Genomic DNA, 21,113 nt, shown 5'->3' with positions numbered 1-21,113 from the left:
TAGTAAGAAACTCTAACTCATAATTAATAACTCTATTTTATTAGCCTATAACTAATAACATACAAAGATTGCTCTGTTGGGTAAATTTCTCTAATCAGTTTTTTCAATGTATCTAATGTCATCGCTTCTTGCTGAGCATGGTATTCAGAAATATCATCGTAAGAGATAGGCTGTACCGAAAGAATTTCAATATCCGTATAGTATTTATTTGTTTCTAATGCATATACTTTAACAAAACTACCTGGCACATAATGGCTTTCGCTTTTATCACGAATAGTGATAACTTTTTCTCCTGATACGACTAATGGCAGTAAACGTTCAAAAAACGTGATGGTCTCTGGTGCTGCACTCTTCATATTATTCTCCTTATATTGTCAGTGAAATACCTTATCATAAAAACCAATTTTTAAATCCATCAGTAAATGCAATGGTTCCAATCGTGCTGTCAGAGGCTCAAGCGCTATAGCGATTGAATTGTATTATATACAATGTAACCCAAAAGCAACTAGCCGTAATAAATCACAGGGTCTACAATGAATAACAAAGAAGGTTTATTTTACCAACAAGAAAATCATTTTTGGTCAGCAATTTGCTTAGAAACCGCTCATATTGACGACCATGTCATCGCTTATTTTTCTGAGCTTCCTCTGCCTGTTTTTAATTTTATTTATTTACATAAAGACGCAACTATTACAGGCTTTGAAAATGCACGACATTTATTTAAGCAACGCTCTAAACCTTATGTACTAGTCGTTCATGAACAAGCACTTCATCAAGTCAAATCTGAAATTGCCAAATTAAGTTTAATTGCTGATGGTGAATCAACGGCCATGTTTCTTCCTCAAGCATCATTATCTCAATATTCTATAGCACTACCGCTTGCCACAGATTACCGAATTGAAACCTGTAATGAACAATTAACTAATTGGGCACAACCTTTAATTACAGCTTTCCCAATTGAAGCTGAAGGAGAGGAAAACGATTCAACCGTCATTAACGAATACATTCGTTATCACCAAAGAGCTATGGATAAAAATACAAATATGATGCATTTCGTCTTATTTGATAAGCAACAACCCGTTTCTACTCTAACCTTAACTATAAATGAAAAAACTGCTCGCCTTGATGATATTGGAACTGATGTTCAATACCAAGGCAAAGGGCTAGCGACTCAATTAATTAAACATGCTCTTTTCTTCTGTCATCAGCAAGGTATAGAGCAATGTGTACTCGAAGCATCATCAGATGGGCTATCTATTTATAAGAAATTAGGTTTCGAACCTATATTTAATTACTACAGTTTTATTGCTGAGTAATCTAATAGTTACACTTTAAAAATTAAGGTGTAACTATTCATCATAGGAAAAGATTAGTTATTGATTGTTTGGTACCAACTCTGAATATCCCTAATAATTTCCTTGGTATGTAATTGCCCTTTATTATCTTGGAAAAAATGGTCTAACCCTTGATATTGCTTAAAGCTCACATTGGTATTATGGTTTTTTTGTATCATTTTTTCCGTAGCATAAGCATCAACGTTGGTGTCGGCCATAGTTTGGATAACTAAGTGCGGCGTTTTTATCGATTGAATTAATTTTAAATTATCAATGGTTAACATTTCATACCACCACATGGCTCCATGACCACTCACGAACTGGTCTTTTCTTAATTGCTTTTGTTTGACGGCTTCTGCAAACTGTTTAAAACCCTCAATAGAATTATCGACTTCGTCGGCAGGGGTATTATTCTTAATACTGTATAAAACGTCATTAATAAAAAATTGCCCTCCAACGTTAATAGCGACGGAGGCAGTTATAAAATCTACTTTAGACGCAATCAAATTAGTGACTGTTGCCCCCTCGCTCCCTCCTAATAAAATAATATTCCGGTAATCATTTTTTAGCTGCTGTAACACCGCAATATAATTATCCGCCCTTTCTAAAGGGGAATCTTGGGACATATATTCAACGGGGCAATTTTCTTCCGAAACTGGGTTTCCATCAATACCAACTTGCCGAGTCAAGCCTGTTTTTTCAACTAATAAAATATCATTCTTAGGGAATGCGATAGCAAAATTTTTTACCATATTAGGGTTGTTTGTCACGCTTATGCAATCAGACCCTTGCAATAATACTAACAAATCATTTGAGTTTAATGCTTGTTGCTTAATAACGTAATAATCAACTTTTTTTCCTTCATGGAGTAAAGTTTGCTTTTGCCAGTTATCTCCCTGTGCAAATGCATTTAAGCTGTAAATAGAAAACAAGAAAGCAACAATTTTTAGCTTCATAATATGCCCAAATAAATTTTAGTCAGGTGATTATATTAAACCATCCTGTAAATTAGGTGCTAAAAATGCCTTAATAAAGATATGAATTTAGAAAAATGATAAATAACAATAAAAGTCTAGCCACCGATTAAGCAAGCTATCTTCTATCCAGAGTTCCCAAACTAGTTTTTCCCGCCTAATTATTGTTCATACTGACCTAACTAGTCTTATTGACTCATAATACCTGAGAATATTATTCAGTGATGACACTAACCACAAAAAAATTTATTTTTGCGTTAAATTCGCACTAGAACCTTATGATATTGTTTTATTAGTCCCTATGATTAAACCTACTGATGTACACTTAAAGGCAAGTACTTTGATGGCAAAAGAGCCATTATTGTCTTTGATTGCTCTATTCTCCACGAGCAGATTCTCGCTATTTTAAATAATGGTTAATTTTATTTATCTTATTGTAAAGTAATTAAAAATGCACTCTACCCAACAATTAAACGTTAATATTCACGCTGCGCCAGCCAAAAAAGAACAAGTTTCTACACGAATTATCTTTTTTATTGCAGGTTTTGTAACCGCTGCGTGGGCCGCTATAGTGCCTTATATTAAGATTAACACGGCAGCAAATGATGCCACCCTTGGTATGTTACTGCTCTGCTTTGGGGGTGGTGCTCTCGTTGCCATGCCAATGACTGGCGCTCTGGCTGCAAAATATGGTTGTCGGCGATTAATGGTTTTTTCAACAATTGCGTTTTGTTTACTCTTCCCTATTTTATCTTTCATATCGCAAATTAATTTGTTAGTAATCGGCTTATTACTGTTTGGTATTTTTATCGGTTTAACAGATTGTGCCATGAATATACAAGCCGTGATCGTCGAAAAATCATCCGATAAACCCATCATGTCAGGATTTCATGGGTTTTATAGTATTGGTGGTATTGCGGGGGCCGGTACGATGAGCCTAATATTACTCCTCGGCGCTTCAGCGGTGCTTGCATCAGTTATTATCTCTGTAATTGCATTCATTTTACTCATGGTTTGCTATAACGGTCTGCTCCCTTATGCCAATGCGCCGTCAGGGCCACTGATTGCGGTCCCTAAAGGGATTGTGCTCATCATCGGGATTGTTTGCTTTGCCGTTTTTCTTTCTGAAGGTGCAGTATTAGACTGGGGAGCCGTGTTTCTTATTGAGCATCACGGTTTAAAAGAAACCTTAGGGGGACTTGGTTTTGCAGCCTTCGCAACCATGATGACTATTGGCCGGTTATTCGGCGACAAGATTGTTATGCGAGTAGGTTCTGCACGTGTGGTTTTTTTAGGGGCTTTGATTGCTTGCTCTGGTTTTGTTATTGCCGTTTTATCACCGTCTTTAACATTGGCGATCATCGGCTTTGCTTTAGTCGGTGCTGGTTCATCCAATATTGTTCCTGTCATGTTTTCCGCTGCTGGGAAACAAAAAACTATGCCTGAATCACTAGCTGTCCCGGCAATTTCAACCTTAGGTTATTTAGGTATTCTTGCAGGCCCTGCCGCAATCGGTTTTGTTGCCTTTCATCTATCATTAGCCACCTCATTACTGATGATCTCTGCATTACTTATTATTATCGCTTTCGTGACACGTTTTATTCGCGTGTAATCGATTTAACATCATAAGGTGATTGACCAAAGTCAGTCACCTTATGATGCATTCTTAATCCAGTTCTACTGTCCCGCTAATACAGTTAACAACATCACCGGCAACCCAGATCCCTTCATCATCAGCGGTTACATAAATTAACCCATTGCGCCCAATGCACTGACCTTGACCAGCAGTATATTGTTGCGGTAATTTCCCCTGAGGGATTAACCACTGTGCAGCCACCGCATTAAAACTTCCCGTCACAGGGTCTTCTTCGGCTATGGAACAACAAAATGCCCTAACCTCTAATTGTTTATCATGACCTTCAGGGCAAATGGCACATAATCCAATGTCATATCCCTTTAATTGGGAATAGTCAGGTTCAATGTGCAATAGTTTTTCAACAGATTTAAGTTCAATACCAAGCCAACCAGGACCATTATCGAGCCACTTGCAGCCAACGACATCATCATCTGTAAGCCCAAGTGCTTTAAAAATTTTATTTTTTTCTTGTTGTTCTATTTCACCACCACGAATTAGTGGTGGCGCCATAAATGCCAGCTTACCATTTATTCGTTTTATTGTTACTAAGCCCACTCCGCACTCTTGGACTATGGTGTCTAGTGGTCGACCATAAGTTTGCTGCCATACAAAACAACTGCCTAAAGTTGGGTGCCCAGCAAAAGGGAGTTCACCTTCCGTGGTATAAATCCTCACACGGTAATCCGCTTTAGGTGTTGTTGGTTTTAATAAAAAGACGGTTTCACTTAAGTTAGTCCATTTTGCAAATTTATTCATTTGCTCTTCTGTTAAATCGTCAGCCCCTACAACAACAGCCAAAGCATTGCCATCCATTTTTTTAGATGAAAAAACCGTTACTTGCTCAAAAATGTACTTCATTTACTTTCCCTATTTTACTTCTATGCTGCATCAATGTTCGAATAATAATGCGCCATTAATGAATTAATCGGATATAATTAAAATAATAGCTTATTAATTGTTGCCTTAACTTTATAGTAGTTTTCATTATATGGCGACTGTCTGGGTAATTTATGCATTCTGAACATAAAAAAACTATTGTTATCGTTGGTGCAGGCATTGTCGGAGTGACACTCGCATGGTATTTATCAAAAGAGAGTGATAGCAAGATTATTTTGCTAGATAAAGGCCATGTTGCTCAAGGGGTAACACAGCACTCTTTCGCATGGTTAAATGTTTCATATGGGCGACCAGATGGTTATAGCCAGCTTCGTCAGCAAGCTTTAGCGAGTTGGCATCAGTTGGAAAAATTAACCCATGGTGAAATAAAAATTAATTGGTCTGGTGCTATCAGTTGGCACAAGACTGATAAAGAAACCCAAGAATTCATCAATAGCCACCAATCTCAAGGTTTTAACATCCAAGCGTTAAACCGTATTGAGTTGCAAGCGATGGAACCTAACTTAAAAATCTCACCTGCTATTACTGCTTTTTGCCCTGATGAAGGTAGCATTGACCCTGTCAATACCACACAAACCTTGTTAAAACTTGCTATTAAACAAGGTGTAACATACTTACCTGAGCACGAAGTATTATCCTTAAATGTTAGTGATAAACGTATTTTAGGAGTCAAGACTAGCGAGGGTAATTTCATCGCAGATCAAACCGTCGTCACTGCGGGAGTTGGAGCAACTGGTATCATTAATTCATTAGGAATAACGCTGCCAGTTTCAGCATCTCCTTCAATTATTGTCCATTTTACGAAACAAGATACCGTCAAAATGGTTCAACATATCATTTCAACACCCGCAATGGAGCTTCGCCCAGAGACTTCTGGTAAAATTGTTTGCGCTGAAGATTATATTGATGAGCAGCCTATACATAGTGCAGTCAATATCGCACAAAATGCCCTTACAACAATCAAGAATTCATTTATAGGTAGTAATACACTAACTCTTGATAAAACTTTCATAGGAATGAGACCTATGCCTAAAGATCAGATGCCAATTGTTGGAAATGTTGCTGATTTTGAAGGTTTATATATTATCAGTATGCACGCAGCAATTACATTAGCGCCTTTGATATGCCAGTTAGCTCAAAGTGAAATATTACATGGTGTAAAACACGCTGCTTTAGGCCCATATCGATTAACTCGTTTTGCATCAGGTAACTGACAAATGAATATTCCGCTTTATTACTTAAGACACTACCAATCGATCGAAAAAACGTTTTGGACTTCAATTTGTGAACATAGTATTCAAATAGCACAGCATACCATTTGCTACTTGACGCCCTTAAACTCCCCTGCGTTTAATTTCATTTATCTGCAACCTGACTCCACCAGCCATGCATTTATGCAGGCACATAACTTATTTATATCACAAAGAAAAAACCACACATTAGTTATCCCTGAAGAAATGTTGCCACAAATTGTGCAACAGGCTGAATCATTAAACTACAAACGTGACAGCGTCACAACCGCTATGGCGTTGACCCTTGCAAAACAGAATGAGGTCACTCTGCCCAATAACCAAGTTGATATCGTACTGGCTAATCATGACTTATCGCTCTGGGCCGCTCCTCTCGTGGCTGCATTTTATTTATCTGAAGAACACGATGAAGTCATTAAAGAGTATGTTCGTTACCATGAAGATGCATTACAGCAAGGTGCGCCACAATTTCACCTCGTATTGCTCGTCAATGGTGAGCCAGCGACTTCAATGACAGTGACCATAGAAGGTACCCTTGCTCGTTTCGATGATATCGGTACTGAGCCGAAGCACCAAGGCCATGGGTATGCTTCACAACTTATTGATTACGCCTTAGCATTTTGCCGCCAGCAAGGTGTCGAACATTGCTTCCTTGATGCCTCAGAAGCAGGGTTTGACCTGTATAAAAAATTCGGTTTTGAGCCCTTGTTCCGCTATATTAACTATGTCTGGTGTAAATAGTTCACGTCATTGGCGTTATTTGCACGACCTCCCTGAGCTGGAACCATTGCTTGTACAGTGGTTCCTTCAAGAGTTGCCCTCCCATTATGGTCCTCTAGGTAAAGGTGATGTTTGGCAAGATATTGCTTCCTATCGCCATCGTGAAGGGGTCGGTATGGGGATCATCGCCTTTGAACATGATATACCTTGTGGTTTTATTGCATTGAAAAGTGATACTTTTTTTTCTGATAACACCGCATTTCCATGGGTTGATGCTGCCTTTGTTATCCCCAGAAAACGAAATCAGGGTATCGGGAAGTTTTTGTTTGAACAACTTGAATGGGTTATTGATAAACAGCAATACCCTCATATTTTTTGTGCAACCACAGTGGCTGATAACTTACTTATTCGCTGTGGATGGCAATTAAATTTATCATTAAGTCAGCCTTCTCTACGTATTTACCACAAATATATCTGACATTTACATTGCATGAAAATTAATATCATTGGTACCAGTGGCAGCGGTAAAACGACTCTTTGCCAACAACTTGCATCGCTATTAAACGTGCCTTCAATCGAATTGGATAGCCTATATTGGCTGGAAAATTGGCAAGGTTCTTCGGATGAAGCGCTTAACCAGAAACTAAGCGCAGCCTTGAATGAATCCGTATCAGGCTGGGTGCTCGATGGAAACTATACACGGACTCAACCCATTAAATGGAAAGAGGTTGATATGGTGGTTTGGCTGGATTACTCATTACCTCGAACCCTTTATCAGTCTATTATACGCACGTTATCACGTATTCGTTCAGGGCAAGAACTGTGGGAAAATACAGGTAATAAAGAAAGCTGGAAGAACGCCTTTTTCAGCCGTGATTCGATTATTTTATGGCAGCTAAAAACATACTACCCAAATAAAAGAAGAAACCTAAAACATATGGCTAATATCAATTTGCGCCATATTCAGTTTGTTCGGCTGACTTCGCCAAAGGAGGCCCGCCTATTTTTTGAACATATAAAGTCGCAAATTTAGGAGAGATTAATAGGTTAACGCTGGTAGTCTGGGATCACCTCAGTAGCCATAAAGACTACCGAGGTAGTATAAATCAACGATTAAATTTCATCACATGCTGTTTTCAGCATCGCCGTTTGTTGGAACTTTTCAATGCCTAACTCAATCAAACGACTAATTAATTGCTGATATGTCATACCGCCTTGTTGCCATAGCTTAGGATACATACTGATATTCGTAAAGCCTGGCAATGTATTGATTTCATTAATAACTACATCATTATTTTCTGTTAAGAAAACATCAACACGCGACATACCGCTACAATTTAATGCCCTGTATGCCGATAACGCAATCTCACGAATTTTATCACTAACGGCTTCATCTAGCTGAGCTGGAGCAACCACAGAAGCACCATTTTCATCAATATACTTAGTGTGATACGCATAGAAGCTATCATGTAAAACAATCTCACCGCATGGGCTTGCTAGTGGGTTTTCATTGCCTAACACTGCACATTCAATTTCGCGGCCTTTTACTGCGCTTTCAATTAACACTTTAGTATCGAATAAAAATGCAAAATCGAGGGCTTGGTTAAATTCAGCTAGATTACTGACTTTGTTAATACCCACTGAAGAGCCTTGATTAGCGGGTTTAATAAACAGAGGTAGGCTTAACTGAGCCACTATTTCATCATAGTTAACTGTGGTGCGCTCACTGTTTAAAACGGTAACAAAGGGTGCAATTTTTAAACCCGCATCTCTTAGTAACCTTTTCGTTACGTCTTTATCCATACAAGCCGAAGAACCTAATACTCCAGGCCCAACAAAGGGTAAATTAGCCATACGTAAAAGGCCTTGTAAGGACCCATCCTCACCTAAATTACCATGGACAATTGGAAATATAACATCGATTTGAGGGAGCGGCTTTGCGTCTTCTAAAGAAATAAATTGTTCGGAAGTCTTGCCTGGAACAATCGCAATACTACGCTTTGGTGTATTTAATGTAATACGAGATGGGTCATCACCATGCAATAAGAAATCGGCTTCGTTATATTCATGCCATTGCCCTTCTTTATTAATACCTAAAAGGCATACATCAAACCTATTACGATCTAGCCCATTGATAATATTTTTAGCGGACTGTAAAGAAACTTCATGCTCCGTTGACTTACCACCGAAAATAACACCTACCCGTATTTTGCTCATTATCTGCTCCAACATAAGACATAAAACCCAGCAGAGAAATATAGCACGCACGGAAATAGTTATGTCATAAAATCTTTATATGACAGGGGGGTTCGGTGAATTAATAACCAAAATATCCTTTTTTGATAGTTAACTATATTAATTTATGATTGTTTTAATACTTGTATTCACTTGGTCGATTAACCACTGGGTAAAAATATCTGCTGCACTCTTAGGCTTGATGGGTTTTACCGACAATAAATAATACGCTGAGCCATCTTGCATAAACCCATCTGGAGCACAAAGTTGCTTCGATTTAACTTCATCAGCGACCATCAAAAATGATGCCAATGCGACACCTTGCCCTGCTAATGCGGCTTGAATACATAGATAAAAATGTTCATAAGTGATTACCTTATTCCCTTGAAAAGATACCCCTTTCATTTTCTGCCAAGTTTGCCATGCATTTGGCCGCGACGCTGTTGATAACAATGTCGCGTCGCCAATTCCCCCTGCAAAATCTATTTCGGGCCTAATAACCACCCCCATATGTTCAGAGCACACTTTTACCGCACTAATGTGCATATCCCATGTGAAATCATTTCGTCTAAGCGCTAAATCAACATTGGTTTTAGTAAAATCAATAGGCCCTCCAGCGGCAACCAAGTGCACCGTAATATCTGGATAATGTTGATAGAAATCAGTCAACCGAGGAATTAACCACTTCATCGCAATCGTCGGCTCACAAGATAAACTTACCACATTAGAGGTGTTATTTGCGGTGATTTTTTCGACACTTTCTCGCAATTGCTCAAATATAGAAGTGGTTGTTTGTAGTAATAATGCCCCTTCTGCAGTTAAAAAAACAGCTCGGTTTCTGCGCTCAAATAGCTCGACATTAAGATGTTCTTCCAATAAACGAATTTGCCGGCTAATTGCGCTGTGAGTGACATTTAACTCTTCGGCAGCTTTAACAAAGCTGCCTGCTTTAGCTGCAGCGTCAAAAAAACGTAATGAAGTTAAAGGTGGTAGTTTCATATAGGTAATAAAAACTGACAGATTTATGTCAGGATAAATCGCTTTTTAGTTTTAATCAATCTATTGATAATAAAAAATAATAAGCCAGCTTAGAAAGATAAAACAAAGACTTTTCAGTAAGTTTTTATTACTCATTTAGGGAATTAATATGAATGAAATTATTGCTGTTGCCACTATTACTATTTTGGCCGTTATTAGTCCAGGCCCCGATTTTGCTATGGTGACGCGCAGTAGCTATACCTATGGGGTTAAGACAGGGTTAATTTGTGCGTTAGGTATTGCTATCGGTGTACAAGTGCATGTTTTTTATACTATTTTCGGCATTACAGTGATCATTATGAACTCACCCACTTTATTTTTAGTGGTGAAACTTCTTGGTGTTTTTTATTTGGTTTATATAGGTTTTAAGTCATTTATAAATAAAACAAAGATAACAACAGGTGCTTCCCAAGGTCAGTCGCTATCACATTTTGTCGCGTTTAAAACGGGCTTTTTAACTAATGCGTTAAACCCCAAAACAATGTTTTTTGTTGTTTCTGTCTATAGCCAAGTCATCCAAGTGAATAACTCTGTTTGGTTAAACCTAGGCTACGGGTTATTTATCTCTTTTGCCCATTTAGTCTGGTTTAGTTTAATTGCCCTATTTTTTGCAACCCCAACTGTACGTAATAAAGTACTTAACTACCAACTTGTGATGGATAAGGTTATTGGTCTTTTACTTATCGTGTTAGGGTTATCTTTGTTGTTTTTCAACGTGAGCTAATTTTGCGTTGGCTTGCCAGTCACTGTTGATAATATTCATTGACCATTTTCGCCAACTCAATCACATCCTCAGGAATATTGAGTTTGGCGAGTTGCTCATATGCAACCCATTTGAATGGCGTAATGGGAGGCTGTGCTGGCGACAATAATTCGCACAAATACACCATATCAATATGCCAATGATCCCCTTGCGTTTTATCAGCAATAAATTCTTTTAAAATCGCGAGAGGTAAAGGCAATACTTGTGTCGGAGGAACACCCTTTACCTTTGATTTAAAAGGATAACTACAATCAATAACCTTGCATTCCAACCCCGTTTCTTCAAGAACCTCTCGAAAAACAGCATGCTGTGGTTCTTCATTCGCTTCAATATGGCCACCGGGGGGTAACCAAAACCCTAATTTACGATGTTCATGTAATAAAAACTCACCTTTATCATTACGGATCATCGCAGTAGCTGTATAGTGCTTCACTTCATTATTCATTTTGTAACCATTCTTTTATTAGATTAACAACGCGCTACCTTCCAGTCATATGGCATTAACTGTGCTAATGTCACTTGCACATCATCACTCACACCCACAATCGTTTCTTTATTTTTATCCGACAGTTGAGTAAGAAGCTCACGGCATCGTCCACAAGGAGGTACGATACAACCTGATGAGTCAACAGCAACAATAGCTTTAATTACTGACTTACCTTCCTTTAACATATCAGCGACAGCAGCGTGCTCAGCGCAAAAACCCAATGAGCATGCTGAATCAATGCTCACACCACTATAAATTTCACCATCTTCTGTTTCTAATGCAGCTGCTACATGCCCGCTTTCTATATACCCATTAAAGGTTGCGGGCTTTGCATAATTTTTAGCAATTTCTATTAGATGTTTTAGCATAAATAACCCCAGATTTATCTTTTAATTCAACACTATTAAAAACTAATCGAATAAAAACCATCAAGTTTTTCGTGCGTTATTGTAAGCCTAGTCACAACAATATCACTTGCTGTTGTAGGTTAATGATTATTACAACATAGGACGTTATTATCTGTGCTGTTGCGAAAAAATAACCTATAACAGATTTTCGCACTATTGGAGCGACCCAGACTTAATATTTACCCTACATTTGTTACTTCACCAATTAGATGATGGACACGCTATATCGTTGCGAAACCCTAGGTACATACTGGGAATTGCCACATAAAAACGTATAACCATAAAAAAAATAAAGTGATAAGTTATATTTATAGGCAAATATTCAGTCTACTAGACGCCCTTTCACCATTACTTATATTATCTGCTCAATAGGGATGCTATGCACTTTATCGTCGTTACACCTCAGGACACACAACTTATTGAACAAATTAGCAGTGCCTTACATCATGAATGGCGGCATTTACCCCCATGGGAAAATATTTCTGCCATTCGTATGCGGCTAATAGAACGCTGTAGTCATGACAACCCGCAAATACTATCTTGTTATGCGGATAAAAATGGCAATCTCCTTGCTACTGCAAGTACTATTTTGCATGAATTAACGGGTGTCCACCAAGCTACTTGGTGGCTAGGCGAAGTGCTCACAGTCCCTGAAGCCCGTGGACATAAAATGGGCAGTAAACTTATTGAAGAATTATATAACTACTATCACAACCTGATAGGCCAAAGCCTTTACTTATACACTCCGGATATGCAGCAACTCTATCGTCGAATGGGCTGGAAAGATGTCGAGGAACGGATAGTGAACCATGAGCAGGTTACAGTGATGAAACGTTAGTCTCCATAAAAATAGCCTATATACCATCGGCTATTAGTAGGTAGTAGGATAATTTATCCCTATGCGGTTAAAGCCAGTTTCACACCAAACATTAGAAACACGGCACCAATACAGCTATTGGAAAATTTGGATAATTTTTTATTGTGTTTCACCATATTAGTCACTGCAACTGCACCAAAAATTAGTAATGATAAATAAATCATACTGCAAGTTTCTAAAATGAGGCCCAGAATGAAAAATGGCACTCCAGCGCTTGGGTAAGCAGGGTCTATAAATTGGATAAAGAACGACACATAAAAAATGATCATTTTGGGGTTAAGTAAACTTAAAAAGACGGCTTTTTTAAATGTCCCTTTAGTGGCAAGGACAATAGAATCAACATCACCCGCCGTGTCTTTTTTATGTAGAACGCTATAGAGTGTTTTAATCCCTAAATAAAATAAATAAGCTGCCCCTGCATATTTTATGACGCTAAAGAATATAGGGGAGGTTTTCACCAATGAAGCGACACCCAAAAATGATAAAAATATGAGTACAGCATCACCAGTAAAAACACCTAACGCTGCTTTATAACCATTTTTTACGCCATATTTTGCACTGCTCGTTAAAACAAATAAAGAATTAGGGCCGGGTACCAGAGTAATAAATATTACACCAATAAGATAAGTCCATAAGTTTGTAATACCGAGATTTTCAAGCATAGTAAACCTGCTAACTCTATAAAAGTTATAACAAAAAATTCACATTCTTTCTTAATGGTTACTATGATACAGATCTTCTATTTTATATGAAAGATATCACTAATTAATAATTTCAATATGGATTTATTATCTGCATATAAACAAAAAACCAGCTTAACCAATGAGTCACTGGCATACACAACAGAACATAAAACCAGAGCGGTCACCCTATTCAGTGGCGTGCTGAAAATAATTTACCAGCGTGTTTTTATGCTTACATTTCATAATTAATTGGAGTTTTAAACTTTTTATGGCCATCTATTAGCAGTAGTGATTAAGTTTGTATTTCAAGATATAACATAACAGCCTGTATTACATAAAAGTAGCTATGGCACTAACATCTATTTATTAAACACCCTATATAAATTAGTATTCCAAATGCCATCTTTCTGCTTATTAGTTGTTATTAAAATAATGCTATCAATAAGTCGCTTAATAAAAATAGCTCATAAACGACTCACTTTTGGGAACGCTATGGAAAGTACCCATTACTTTCATTTACAAGGCCTTGGTGGACTTGAAATGATCAATGGCACGTAATCAGGTGGATATAAAAGAGCAATCTTGTTTTATCCCATTGAGTTATAAGTCTTTAATATAAATTATATTGCTATAATTATTTTTACTCATAATAGGTATATATCTACATGTATTCTCAACAACATCACTCATGGCAAAAAGCAATGATGAACGGCGCTGTTCACACTGCCCCTCTCAACCTTGCCGTTATTCCATGGGGAGTCCTCGCTGGCTCTATGGCTGTCGAAACAGGGCTTGATTTTTGGCAAAGTCTTGCCATGTCAGCCATGGTATTTGCTGGTGCTGCTCAATTAGTTACACTTGGGTTACTTAATTCTGGTGCTGGTTATATCACGATTATTATCTCGGTTTTCTTTATTACTTCTCAACACTTACTATATGGGTTGACACTGCGACCCCAAGTTAAAGACTTTACAACGCCTCAGCGCCTTAGTATCGGCTTCTTACTGACTGATGAGTTATTTGCGATTAGTGCAGCAAAACGCCAGAGTTTAAGTTTTCCTTATCTCTTTGGTGCAGGTTTTAGTTTTTATCTGGTTTGGTTAATTACCAGTCTTTGCGGGATTGCGATGGCCAATATTGTGGGCGATTTGAGTCGATTACATCTTGATTTTTCTGTGGTTGCAACTTTGCTCGCAATCGTCGTTCCATTAACGAGAAAAATAAGTACACTTTGCGGAGTTATCTTTTCACTCGTTGTCGCTATCATACTTTCAATGTACTCCTTCAGTAGTGCTATTGTTATCGCAGGCGTTGGTGGGATGTTTGTCTCTGTCGCAGTTTCACGTTTATTGAAGGAGGAAAAATGATCTGGTTGTTAATTATTAGCTTAACCGCTATTGTTTTTACTCTGCGCTATATTTTTCTAATCCCCCAATTACCAATACGGTTACCCCTTGTCGTTCGTCAAGCTTTGAGCTATTCGGCTCCCTGCTTATTGACCGCTATTTGCGCACCTGTAATTTTGCTAGAAAACCATGAGATTCGCAGCTTCCCAGACAACCCTTACCTTTGGGGTGCTCTCTTTTGTGTGGTCGTAGCTTCAGTGCTTAAAAATATGCTATTAACCGTTGGGCTTACCTTAGTCTTTTTCTATTCCCTTATTTATTTTATGGGCTAGATAACGCTACATGGGGTAAAGCATCGTTCAGTGCTTTGCTTTATCCTGTTATTCCCTCATAATAGCCACCTCGTCATCGCAAGTTTCTTTTCAAACAATATCTTGTCAGCGTTGTCACGGTAACCATTAATGCAAACAATATGATTGCGTTAATTAATTTTATAAATAATGGATAAAATACAACCATGCTTAATAATTATGTTTTACGTAGTATTCGCTATATGTTGGACTTGAGCGATGCTCAGATGGTTAATATCGTAAAACTAGCAGACCTCACAATTTCAAAAGAAGACATGGTGAGTTGGTTAAAGAAAGATACAGACCCTGAATACATTGAATGTAATGATAATGTAATGGGGCATTTTTTGAATGGGCTGATTTATTATCGCCGTGGTAAAGATGAAAGTCGTCCTGCACCTGAAATCGATACTCGTTTAAACAACAATATTATTCTCAAAAAATTACGTGTCGCTTTTGAACTAAAAGACACTGATATGATTGAAATTTACCAACTCGCTGACTTTCGTGTTTCAAAACCCGAACTAAATGCCATTTTTCGTAAACCCGGGCATAAAAACTACCGTGAATGTGGAGACCAGCTACTTCGTTACTTTCTAAAAGGCCTCACAACGCGTTTTCGAGGCGATAAATAGCCTTTACCAATGGCTATTTTTTAATCTTTCATTTTACACCTTACTGACAATTGTCTATAATAAACAAGACAAATGTCAGGAGGTATTCAATGAGAAACTATATTCCAGCACTCCCAACCCAACCCACCACGCCACCTTTTAAGCCCCTATGGCGCTTTGCTGGCCTACCCGCAGAACGTGGTATCGAACTCACTCATTTCCTACGACAAGGTCTTTCTGTTACGGTGTTAGACAACATTCAAGAATGGTCTGGCATCAGCAAATCTGAATTACTCCGAATTTCAGGTATTAATGAGCGCAATGTGGCAAGGCGTAGAAATGCAGGTCAGCCACTCAATGCCGATGAAAGTGAAAGAATTGCTCGCTTAGTGCGTGTATTTGATGCCGCTGTACGCTTATTCAATGGTGATAAGTCAATGGCAAGTGATTGGTTGAATCACCCCGTGAAAGGCTTAGGACATACGCGCCCTATAGAGTTGATTGCCACTGAAAGTGGTGCTCTTGAAGTTATCGACCTTATTGGCCGCATTGAACACGGTGTTTTTTCATGATTTTATATCGTTTGATTAAATCTGACTTTGCTCATGATGCGTGGTCCGGTCAAGGTGCTAGGTTATACGGTGGGCGCTGGAACCATAAAGGTACGCCCGCTATCTACACATCAACAAGTATTTCATTAGCTGCTTTAGAAATTCTCGTTCATATAAACCAAGATACCGTGCTTAATCATTTCACTTTATTATCAATTGAGATCAACGATAGGTATGTGATGAAGCTGTCAGTAGAGCATCTCCCTGATGATTGGCAGCGTGACCCAGCACCTACCTCCACAATGGACATAGGCACAACCTGGTTAACGAACCAAGACAGCCTAGCTTTAATTGTCCCTTCTTGTATTATTCCTTATGAATATAATGCCATTATTAACCCTATGCACCCGCAATTTCAAAAAGTGACCCAAACCATTAAGCCCCTCGACTTTGCTTTTGACCCACGATTTAACCGGTAGTAAGCTTGTTATATTTGCTGTAATAAATAATTTAAAAACGCAGCTATCTTTGGTGATAATGCACTGCGACTGGCATAAACAGCACGTAACTCAATAGGTGCAGGTTTTATATCACCAAATTCAATCAACTCAAGTACCCCTTGCTGTATTTGCTCACGACAAGCCTCTAACGATAAAATCGCGTAACCTACGCCGTTTGCCGCAGCGGCATTAGCAAGTAACCCACTGTTAACCCGATATGTGCTGTTTATTACTACTTTTTGCTGGCGGTCATGTGCATCAATAAATATCCACGGCTGCCCTTGTAAAGCGCTTAAACTTGAAATGCAAGGCACACTAGCCAAATCAGCCACTGTAGAAGGTTTCCCCGTTTTTTCAATTAGTTTTGGTGATGCGACTACCGCACTTGGCCATGATTTAATTAACCGTGAGTGATAACTACTGTCTTCGAGATGGCCCCGATGAAAAGTCAGCAATAAATCAATATCGTCACTGATAACATCTTGTGGTGTTAATTGAGTATCACAATGGATATTTAGTTGGGGATGCAATAATGCAAATTTTGCGAGTAAATCAGCCAATAATAAACTACCAGACTCACTGGGAATAGTCAGCCTCAATGTCCCTGTGAGCGCTTGAGGGTGACAAATTCTCTGGACGACTTGCTCCAATTCATCTACCAGTTTTTGGCTTTGAGCAAATAATATATTGCCGGCCTCGGTTAAACGCATTTGCCGCGTTGTTCGCTCAATTAATTGGCTATTTAGTTGATGTTCCAGTTGTTTAATATAACGGCTTACATTTGATGTAGGCATGGAAAGCTGCTTTGCCGCATTCACAAAATTCCCTTGAGTGGCTACCGCAATAAAAACTTTCAATAAATTCAGGTCAACCGTCATATTTCCTCCATGCTCCACAACATATGGGCCTGAACTAATAACATTAACAATAACCGAAATCCATTATTTTTTGATAACGAGAAGCGAGCAATGTGTCTATATCTAATTGAGTTAATTCAGCTAAATCGACCAATAACTGCTGCTTTAAGTGCTCAGCTGCCAATGTATAGTCACGGTGTGCTCCTCCCATTGGCTCAGGTATAATTGTATCGATAATTCCGAGGTCTTTTAATCTAGGAGCTGTCATCCCCATCACTTCCGCGGCTATTTGGGCTTTTTGTGCATCTTTCCATAAAATAGATGCGCACCCTTCCGGTGATATTGCTGCATAAGTACTGTATTCCAGCATATTTATTCTGTCCCCTACACCTATCCCTAATGCACCACCTGAACAGCCTTCCCCTGTTATCACACAAATGATCGGTGTTTTTAAACGAGACATTTCGATAATATTACGGGCAATAGCTTCAGCTTGCCCTCGTTCTTCCGCACCAACACCCGGATAGGCCCCTGCTGAATCAATGAAAATAATGACGGGTAAATGAAAGCGTTCCGCCATTTTCATTAAACGCAATGCTTTTCGATACCCCTCTGGTGAGGGCATTCCAAAGTTGCGCATCACTTTTTCTTTCGTTGTACGTCCTTTTTGTTGGCCAATAACCATCACAGGCTTACCGTCTAAACGCGCAAGCCCGCCTACCATTGCTTTATCATCAGCAAATGCGCGATCACCTGCAAGCTCTTGAAACTCAGTAAATATTAATGGGATATAATCTAAGGTATAAGGCCTTAATGGGTGCCTAGCTAACTGAACAACCTCCCATGCACCAAGTGATGAAAATATTGTTTTAGTCAATGAGAGGCTTTTTTTCTTTAATAATTGGATTTCTTCATCGAGTTTAATTTCAGATGGGCGGCCTTTTTGTTTAAAGGCGATCAAAGCTGCTATTTTTTCGTTAAGTTCAATAATCGGTTTTTCAAACGCCAAAAAATGAGTTGTCATAATTTCCCTAAAATCGTTACTACAATTTTAGTAGTGTAATCAGATTGGCCATCCCATTCTATGCTTGAAATTAGGATTCATTATTATCAAAAGTGGGATAATATAATCAGGGTCCTTTTTTCTTTAACTGGTTTAATTTTAAACGACTTGCCATAATCTTTTGGAAGTTAGGGCATAAAAAATGATTCTCTTCAGGGCAATTAGCAATATGTAAAATACCATTTTTTAAAACTGACAGACTTTGCAGGGTTTGTTCAATCTCATCCGCTTTTGCCAGTAAACTTTCTCGTTCAATTTTAGGGCCCCCTTTATGGTTTAGCATTTCAGCTATTTCTTCAAGTGAGAACTTTGCCTCCTGCCCTAGCGAAATCAAAGATAAACGGGTTATAACTTCTTTGCCATGATAAACCCGTTTTAGCCCTTTTCTGCCTATCGGTTTAATTAACCCTCTTTCCTCATAATAACGAAGTGTAGAGGGTGCCAAACCTGATAACTGGCTAACTTGGGAAATATCTAGCTCATCATACATAAAATAATAACCCGTTATGCAATAAAAATTCATGATTAAATAACTACATCAACTAGTTATGCAACATCTAATTCCTGGCGTAATAATACCGTAATGCAACCGTTCATAAATATTTCACGGTCGACAACATAGCCTACTTTTTCAGCAACACGCAAAGACGCTATATTTCTCGGCTCAATAAAACAAATTGATTGCTTATGTTTTTTTTGTTTTTTTAACCACATTAGAGCGGCGCTCATCGCCTCGCTTGCATAACCTTGACCTTGAAATTCAGGTGCTATTACCCAACCAGCTTCAGGGACCCCTTTAACTTTAGGCTCAACCATGCGGTGAAAATCAGCAAAGCCTAAATCCCCTATATACTGCCTCGTGTTTTTTTTGCGCACAGCCCAATAGCCAAACCCCAGTAATGGCCACAGCCCTCCATACGCAAGCATTCTCATCCACGATTCACGCTCTGAAGATGGAACGCCACCAATATGGCGTACCATAGATTCTGTTGCCCATAACTTGGTCAGTGCAGGAAAGTCACTTACCTGATGTTTGGATAAAATCAACCTATCCGTTTCAATTTCTGGTATCAAATTCATAGATGGCATCTCCTTGCTATCTAAATGGCGGTTCATCAAAAGTTCTTAATTTCCTAGAATGTAATTTATCCCCTTCTTGCCTTAATAAATCAATAGCACGAATACCTATTTGTAAGTGTTCGGATATCGCTCCTTCATAAAAACTATTGGCTTGTCCCGGTAATTTAATTTCACCATGCAGAGGTTTATCTGAAACGCAAAGCAGTGTGCCATAAGGTACTCGGAAACGATAACCTTGCGCTGCGATTGTTGCACTTTCCATATCCACCGCGACCGCACGGCTTAAACTAAACCGACGTGCGGTTGCAAAAAAACGCAGTTCCCAGTTTCTATCATCTGTGGTAACTACCGTTCCAGTACGTAGCCGCTGTTTGACCAACTCACCAGGCATATTACTTACCTGTTTTGTTGCATCATAAAGAGCACGCTGAACCTCTGCGATACTTGGAATAGGAATATCTGGCGGTAATACATCATCTAAAATATGGTCATCACGTAAATAAGCATGAGCTAACACATAATCACCAATTTTTTGGCTTTCTCGTAAACCACCACAATGACCAATCATTAGCCAGGTATGTGGCCTTAATACAGCAAGGTGATCACAAATGTTTTTTGCATTTGAAGGGCCAACGCCAATATTCACTAATGTGATACCAGAGCCATCTTTTGCAATCAGATGGTATGCAGGCATTTGGAACTTTTTCCATGTTAAATCGGAAGTTGCAATTTGTGGGTCTGCATTTTCATCCGTTAAATAATTGTGACCAACACAAGACAAAGCAATATAGCGGCTTTCAGGGTCTCGAATTTGTTCGCATGCCCAGCTCACAAATTCATCCACATAACGGTTATAGTTCGTAAATAAAATATAAGGTTGGACGTGCTCAGGCGGTGTACCCGTGTAATGTTTTAAGCGCGCTAACGAGAAATCTACCCGCAACGCATCAAAATGCGATAATGGCATTTCATCAGTTATTGGGTTTAAACCATCCGTAATATCGTCACTAATATGTGATAAGTCTGTAATCGGAAAATGTGCAGCAAGACGACTGCTCATACTACGGTCTAGGACTAAATCTGAACCATCAATCACAAATGGGTAAGGAATTTCTGTTTTGGATGGGCGAACCGTAAAAGATACATCATAGTCTTGTTGTAAAATAGAAAGCTGCTCAACTAAATAAGCCCGAAATAGTTCTGGTTGAGTTATCGTGACAGTATAATTACCGCGTTTAACAAAGCGTGCATAAGCACGTGTTTTTTCACAGTGATCAACTTCCCCTAACCATGTTACGCATAGCTCTGGGTAGGCAAATAAACCATTTTCCCGTTCAGCATTTTCAGGTATGCGGCCATCTTTAACATAAATAGCGATTGCATCTCGTAATGAATCAATTGCATTTGTATATAACAATGAAAGTTTATCCAATACCTCTTCAATTGATAAA

At 38.7% G+C, this 21,113-nt stretch carries 26 protein-coding genes; 13 read left to right on the top strand and 13 right to left on the bottom strand.

The features are described from left to right. Positions 1–32 precede the first annotated feature (32 nt). On the bottom strand, positions 33–356 hold the full coding sequence (gene yqfB, locus P3L56_RS10170; RefSeq protein WP_042843790.1) for a N(4)-acetylcytidine aminohydrolase: 324 nt from the start codon (positions 354–356) through the stop codon (positions 33–35). A gap of 177 nt (positions 357–533) precedes the next feature. Between yqfB and P3L56_RS10165 the strand changes: the two genes are divergently transcribed. Further along, positions 534–1,316 (top strand): GNAT family N-acetyltransferase, encoded by a 783-nt coding sequence (locus P3L56_RS10165; RefSeq protein WP_210831925.1) that lies wholly within the window; start codon positions 534–536, stop codon positions 1,314–1,316. Positions 1,317–1,369: 53 nt separating this feature from the next. Here the strand turns inward: P3L56_RS10165 and P3L56_RS10160 are convergent, their stop codons facing one another. Beyond that, positions 1,370–2,290 (bottom strand): alpha/beta hydrolase family protein, encoded by a 921-nt coding sequence (locus P3L56_RS10160; RefSeq protein ID WP_166696743.1) that lies wholly within the window; start codon positions 2,288–2,290, stop codon positions 1,370–1,372. A 469-nt stretch (positions 2,291–2,759) separates the two neighbouring features. Here P3L56_RS10160 and P3L56_RS10155 point away from each other — a divergent pair, with 469 nt between their 5' ends. Then, on the top strand, positions 2,760–3,920 hold the full coding sequence (locus P3L56_RS10155; RefSeq protein WP_198861410.1) for an MFS transporter: 1,161 nt from the start codon (positions 2,760–2,762) through the stop codon (positions 3,918–3,920). A 54-nt stretch (positions 3,921–3,974) separates the two neighbouring features. Here the strand turns inward: P3L56_RS10155 and P3L56_RS10150 are convergent, their stop codons facing one another. Continuing rightward, on the bottom strand, positions 3,975–4,802 hold the full coding sequence (locus tag P3L56_RS10150; RefSeq protein WP_042843793.1) for a PhzF family phenazine biosynthesis protein: 828 nt from the start codon (positions 4,800–4,802) through the stop codon (positions 3,975–3,977). 152 nt (positions 4,803–4,954) lie between these two features. Here P3L56_RS10150 and P3L56_RS10145 point away from each other — a divergent pair, with 152 nt between their 5' ends. Genes P3L56_RS10145 through P3L56_RS10130 form a run of 4 tightly spaced genes read left to right on the top strand, consistent with a single transcriptional unit; the run spans position 4,955 to position 7,844 of the window. Then, the gene (locus tag P3L56_RS10145) at positions 4,955–6,055 is read left to right on the top strand and encodes an NAD(P)/FAD-dependent oxidoreductase (protein ID WP_042843794.1); all 1,101 of its coding nucleotides are present in this window, start codon (positions 4,955–4,957) and stop codon (positions 6,053–6,055) included. Between the two features lie 3 nt (positions 6,056–6,058). After that, positions 6,059–6,832 (top strand): GNAT family N-acetyltransferase, encoded by a 774-nt coding sequence (locus tag P3L56_RS10140; RefSeq protein WP_042843795.1) that lies wholly within the window; start codon positions 6,059–6,061, stop codon positions 6,830–6,832. Beyond that, positions 6,816–7,289 carry a GNAT family N-acetyltransferase gene (locus P3L56_RS10135; RefSeq protein ID WP_210831785.1) on the top strand — a complete coding sequence of 158 codons (474 nt, stop codon included), beginning with the start codon at positions 6,816–6,818 and terminating at the stop codon, positions 7,287–7,289. Before P3L56_RS10140 ends, P3L56_RS10135 begins: the two co-directional genes overlap by 17 nt. 12 nt (positions 7,290–7,301) lie before the next feature. Beyond that, positions 7,302–7,844, top strand: coding sequence for an AAA family ATPase (locus P3L56_RS10130; RefSeq protein WP_210831786.1), 543 nt, complete (start codon positions 7,302–7,304; stop codon positions 7,842–7,844). Between the two features lie 80 nt (positions 7,845–7,924). Here the strand turns inward: P3L56_RS10130 and ddlA are convergent, their stop codons facing one another. Beyond that, complete coding sequence (ddlA, locus tag P3L56_RS10125) at positions 7,925–9,028, bottom strand: D-alanine--D-alanine ligase (protein ID WP_042843797.1); 1,104 nt, start codon at positions 9,026–9,028, stop codon at positions 7,925–7,927. A gap of 138 nt (positions 9,029–9,166) precedes the next feature. Beyond that, on the bottom strand, positions 9,167–10,045 hold the full coding sequence (locus P3L56_RS10120; protein WP_071548078.1) for a LysR substrate-binding domain-containing protein: 879 nt from the start codon (positions 10,043–10,045) through the stop codon (positions 9,167–9,169). A gap of 148 nt (positions 10,046–10,193) precedes the next feature. Between P3L56_RS10120 and P3L56_RS10115 the strand changes: the two genes are divergently transcribed. Further along, complete coding sequence (locus P3L56_RS10115; RefSeq protein WP_272685997.1) at positions 10,194–10,808, top strand: LysE family translocator; 615 nt, start codon at positions 10,194–10,196, stop codon at positions 10,806–10,808. A 19-nt stretch (positions 10,809–10,827) separates the two neighbouring features. Here the strand turns inward: P3L56_RS10115 and P3L56_RS10110 are convergent, their stop codons facing one another. Together P3L56_RS10110 and P3L56_RS10105 are read right to left on the bottom strand one after the other, a co-directional pair. Then, positions 10,828–11,292, bottom strand: a complete 465-nt coding sequence (locus tag P3L56_RS10110; protein ID WP_166684926.1) for an NUDIX hydrolase — start codon at positions 11,290–11,292, stop codon at positions 10,828–10,830. 23 nt (positions 11,293–11,315) lie between these two features. Beyond that, positions 11,316–11,702, bottom strand: a complete 387-nt coding sequence (locus P3L56_RS10105) for a cytidine deaminase family protein (RefSeq protein ID WP_048607185.1) — start codon at positions 11,700–11,702, stop codon at positions 11,316–11,318. Positions 11,703–12,120: 418 nt separating this feature from the next. On the opposite strand from P3L56_RS10105, the gene P3L56_RS10100 reads away from it, so the two are divergent. Then, complete coding sequence (locus P3L56_RS10100) at positions 12,121–12,579, top strand: GNAT family N-acetyltransferase (RefSeq protein ID WP_042843802.1); 459 nt, start codon at positions 12,121–12,123, stop codon at positions 12,577–12,579. Positions 12,580–12,638: 59 nt separating this feature from the next. Here the strand turns inward: P3L56_RS10100 and leuE are convergent, their stop codons facing one another. Beyond that, positions 12,639–13,280, bottom strand: coding sequence for a leucine efflux protein LeuE (leuE, locus tag P3L56_RS10095; protein ID WP_048607183.1), 642 nt, complete (start codon positions 13,278–13,280; stop codon positions 12,639–12,641). Positions 13,281–13,966: 686 nt separating this feature from the next. Here leuE and P3L56_RS10090 point away from each other — a divergent pair. From P3L56_RS10090 to P3L56_RS10070, 5 genes are all read left to right on the top strand, one after another. Further along, a complete protein-coding gene (locus tag P3L56_RS10090; protein ID WP_048607181.1) occupies positions 13,967–14,668 on the top strand; it encodes an AzlC family ABC transporter permease in 702 nt (233 codons plus the stop codon). Continuing rightward, positions 14,665–14,979: an AzlD domain-containing protein gene (locus tag P3L56_RS10085; protein WP_042843806.1), complete on the top strand. Its 315-nt coding sequence runs from the start codon at positions 14,665–14,667 to the stop codon at positions 14,977–14,979. The genes P3L56_RS10090 and P3L56_RS10085 overlap by 4 nt, the downstream gene beginning before the upstream one ends. A 185-nt stretch (positions 14,980–15,164) precedes the next feature. Next, positions 15,165–15,632, top strand: coding sequence for a DUF1456 family protein (locus tag P3L56_RS10080; protein WP_042843807.1), 468 nt, complete (start codon positions 15,165–15,167; stop codon positions 15,630–15,632). A gap of 89 nt (positions 15,633–15,721) precedes the next feature. Continuing rightward, complete coding sequence (locus tag P3L56_RS10075) at positions 15,722–16,183, top strand: antitoxin Xre-like helix-turn-helix domain-containing protein (RefSeq protein WP_042843808.1); 462 nt, start codon at positions 15,722–15,724, stop codon at positions 16,181–16,183. Further along, on the top strand, positions 16,180–16,641 hold the full coding sequence (locus tag P3L56_RS10070) for an RES family NAD+ phosphorylase (RefSeq protein ID WP_042843809.1): 462 nt from the start codon (positions 16,180–16,182) through the stop codon (positions 16,639–16,641). The genes P3L56_RS10075 and P3L56_RS10070 overlap by 4 nt, the downstream gene beginning before the upstream one ends. 8 nt (positions 16,642–16,649) lie before the next feature. Here P3L56_RS10070 and P3L56_RS10065 read toward each other — a convergent pair whose 3' ends face one another. The 5 genes from P3L56_RS10065 to P3L56_RS10045 all read right to left on the bottom strand — a co-directional run bounded on the left by P3L56_RS10065 (position 16,650) and on the right by P3L56_RS10045 (position 21,106). Further along, entirely contained in the window at positions 16,650–17,540 is an 891-nt protein-coding gene (locus P3L56_RS10065; RefSeq protein ID WP_042843811.1) for a LysR family transcriptional regulator, read from the bottom strand. A 43-nt stretch (positions 17,541–17,583) separates the two neighbouring features. After that, positions 17,584–18,543, bottom strand: coding sequence for an acetyl-CoA carboxylase carboxyl transferase subunit alpha (gene accA / locus P3L56_RS10060; protein WP_166684924.1), 960 nt, complete (start codon positions 18,541–18,543; stop codon positions 17,584–17,586). A gap of 106 nt (positions 18,544–18,649) precedes the next feature. Beyond that, the gene (locus tag P3L56_RS10055; RefSeq protein WP_042843814.1) at positions 18,650–19,072 is read right to left on the bottom strand and encodes a helix-turn-helix domain-containing protein; all 423 of its coding nucleotides are present in this window, start codon (positions 19,070–19,072) and stop codon (positions 18,650–18,652) included. 56 nt (positions 19,073–19,128) lie between these two features. Continuing rightward, the gene (locus P3L56_RS10050) at positions 19,129–19,662 is read right to left on the bottom strand and encodes a GNAT family N-acetyltransferase (RefSeq protein ID WP_226693208.1); all 534 of its coding nucleotides are present in this window, start codon (positions 19,660–19,662) and stop codon (positions 19,129–19,131) included. A gap of 16 nt (positions 19,663–19,678) precedes the next feature. Continuing rightward, on the bottom strand, positions 19,679–21,106 hold the full coding sequence (locus P3L56_RS10045) for an AMP nucleosidase (protein ID WP_370661193.1): 1,428 nt from the start codon (positions 21,104–21,106) through the stop codon (positions 19,679–19,681). Between the last annotated feature and the right edge of the window lie 7 nt (positions 21,107–21,113).

Source organism: Providencia sp. PROV024, from assembly GCF_032709665.1.
Classification (GTDB): Bacteria; Pseudomonadota; Gammaproteobacteria; order Enterobacterales; family Enterobacteriaceae; genus Providencia; species Providencia huashanensis.
The sequence above is the reverse complement of the archived record's forward strand: the minus strand, read 5'-3'. Positions and strand labels throughout refer to the sequence as shown.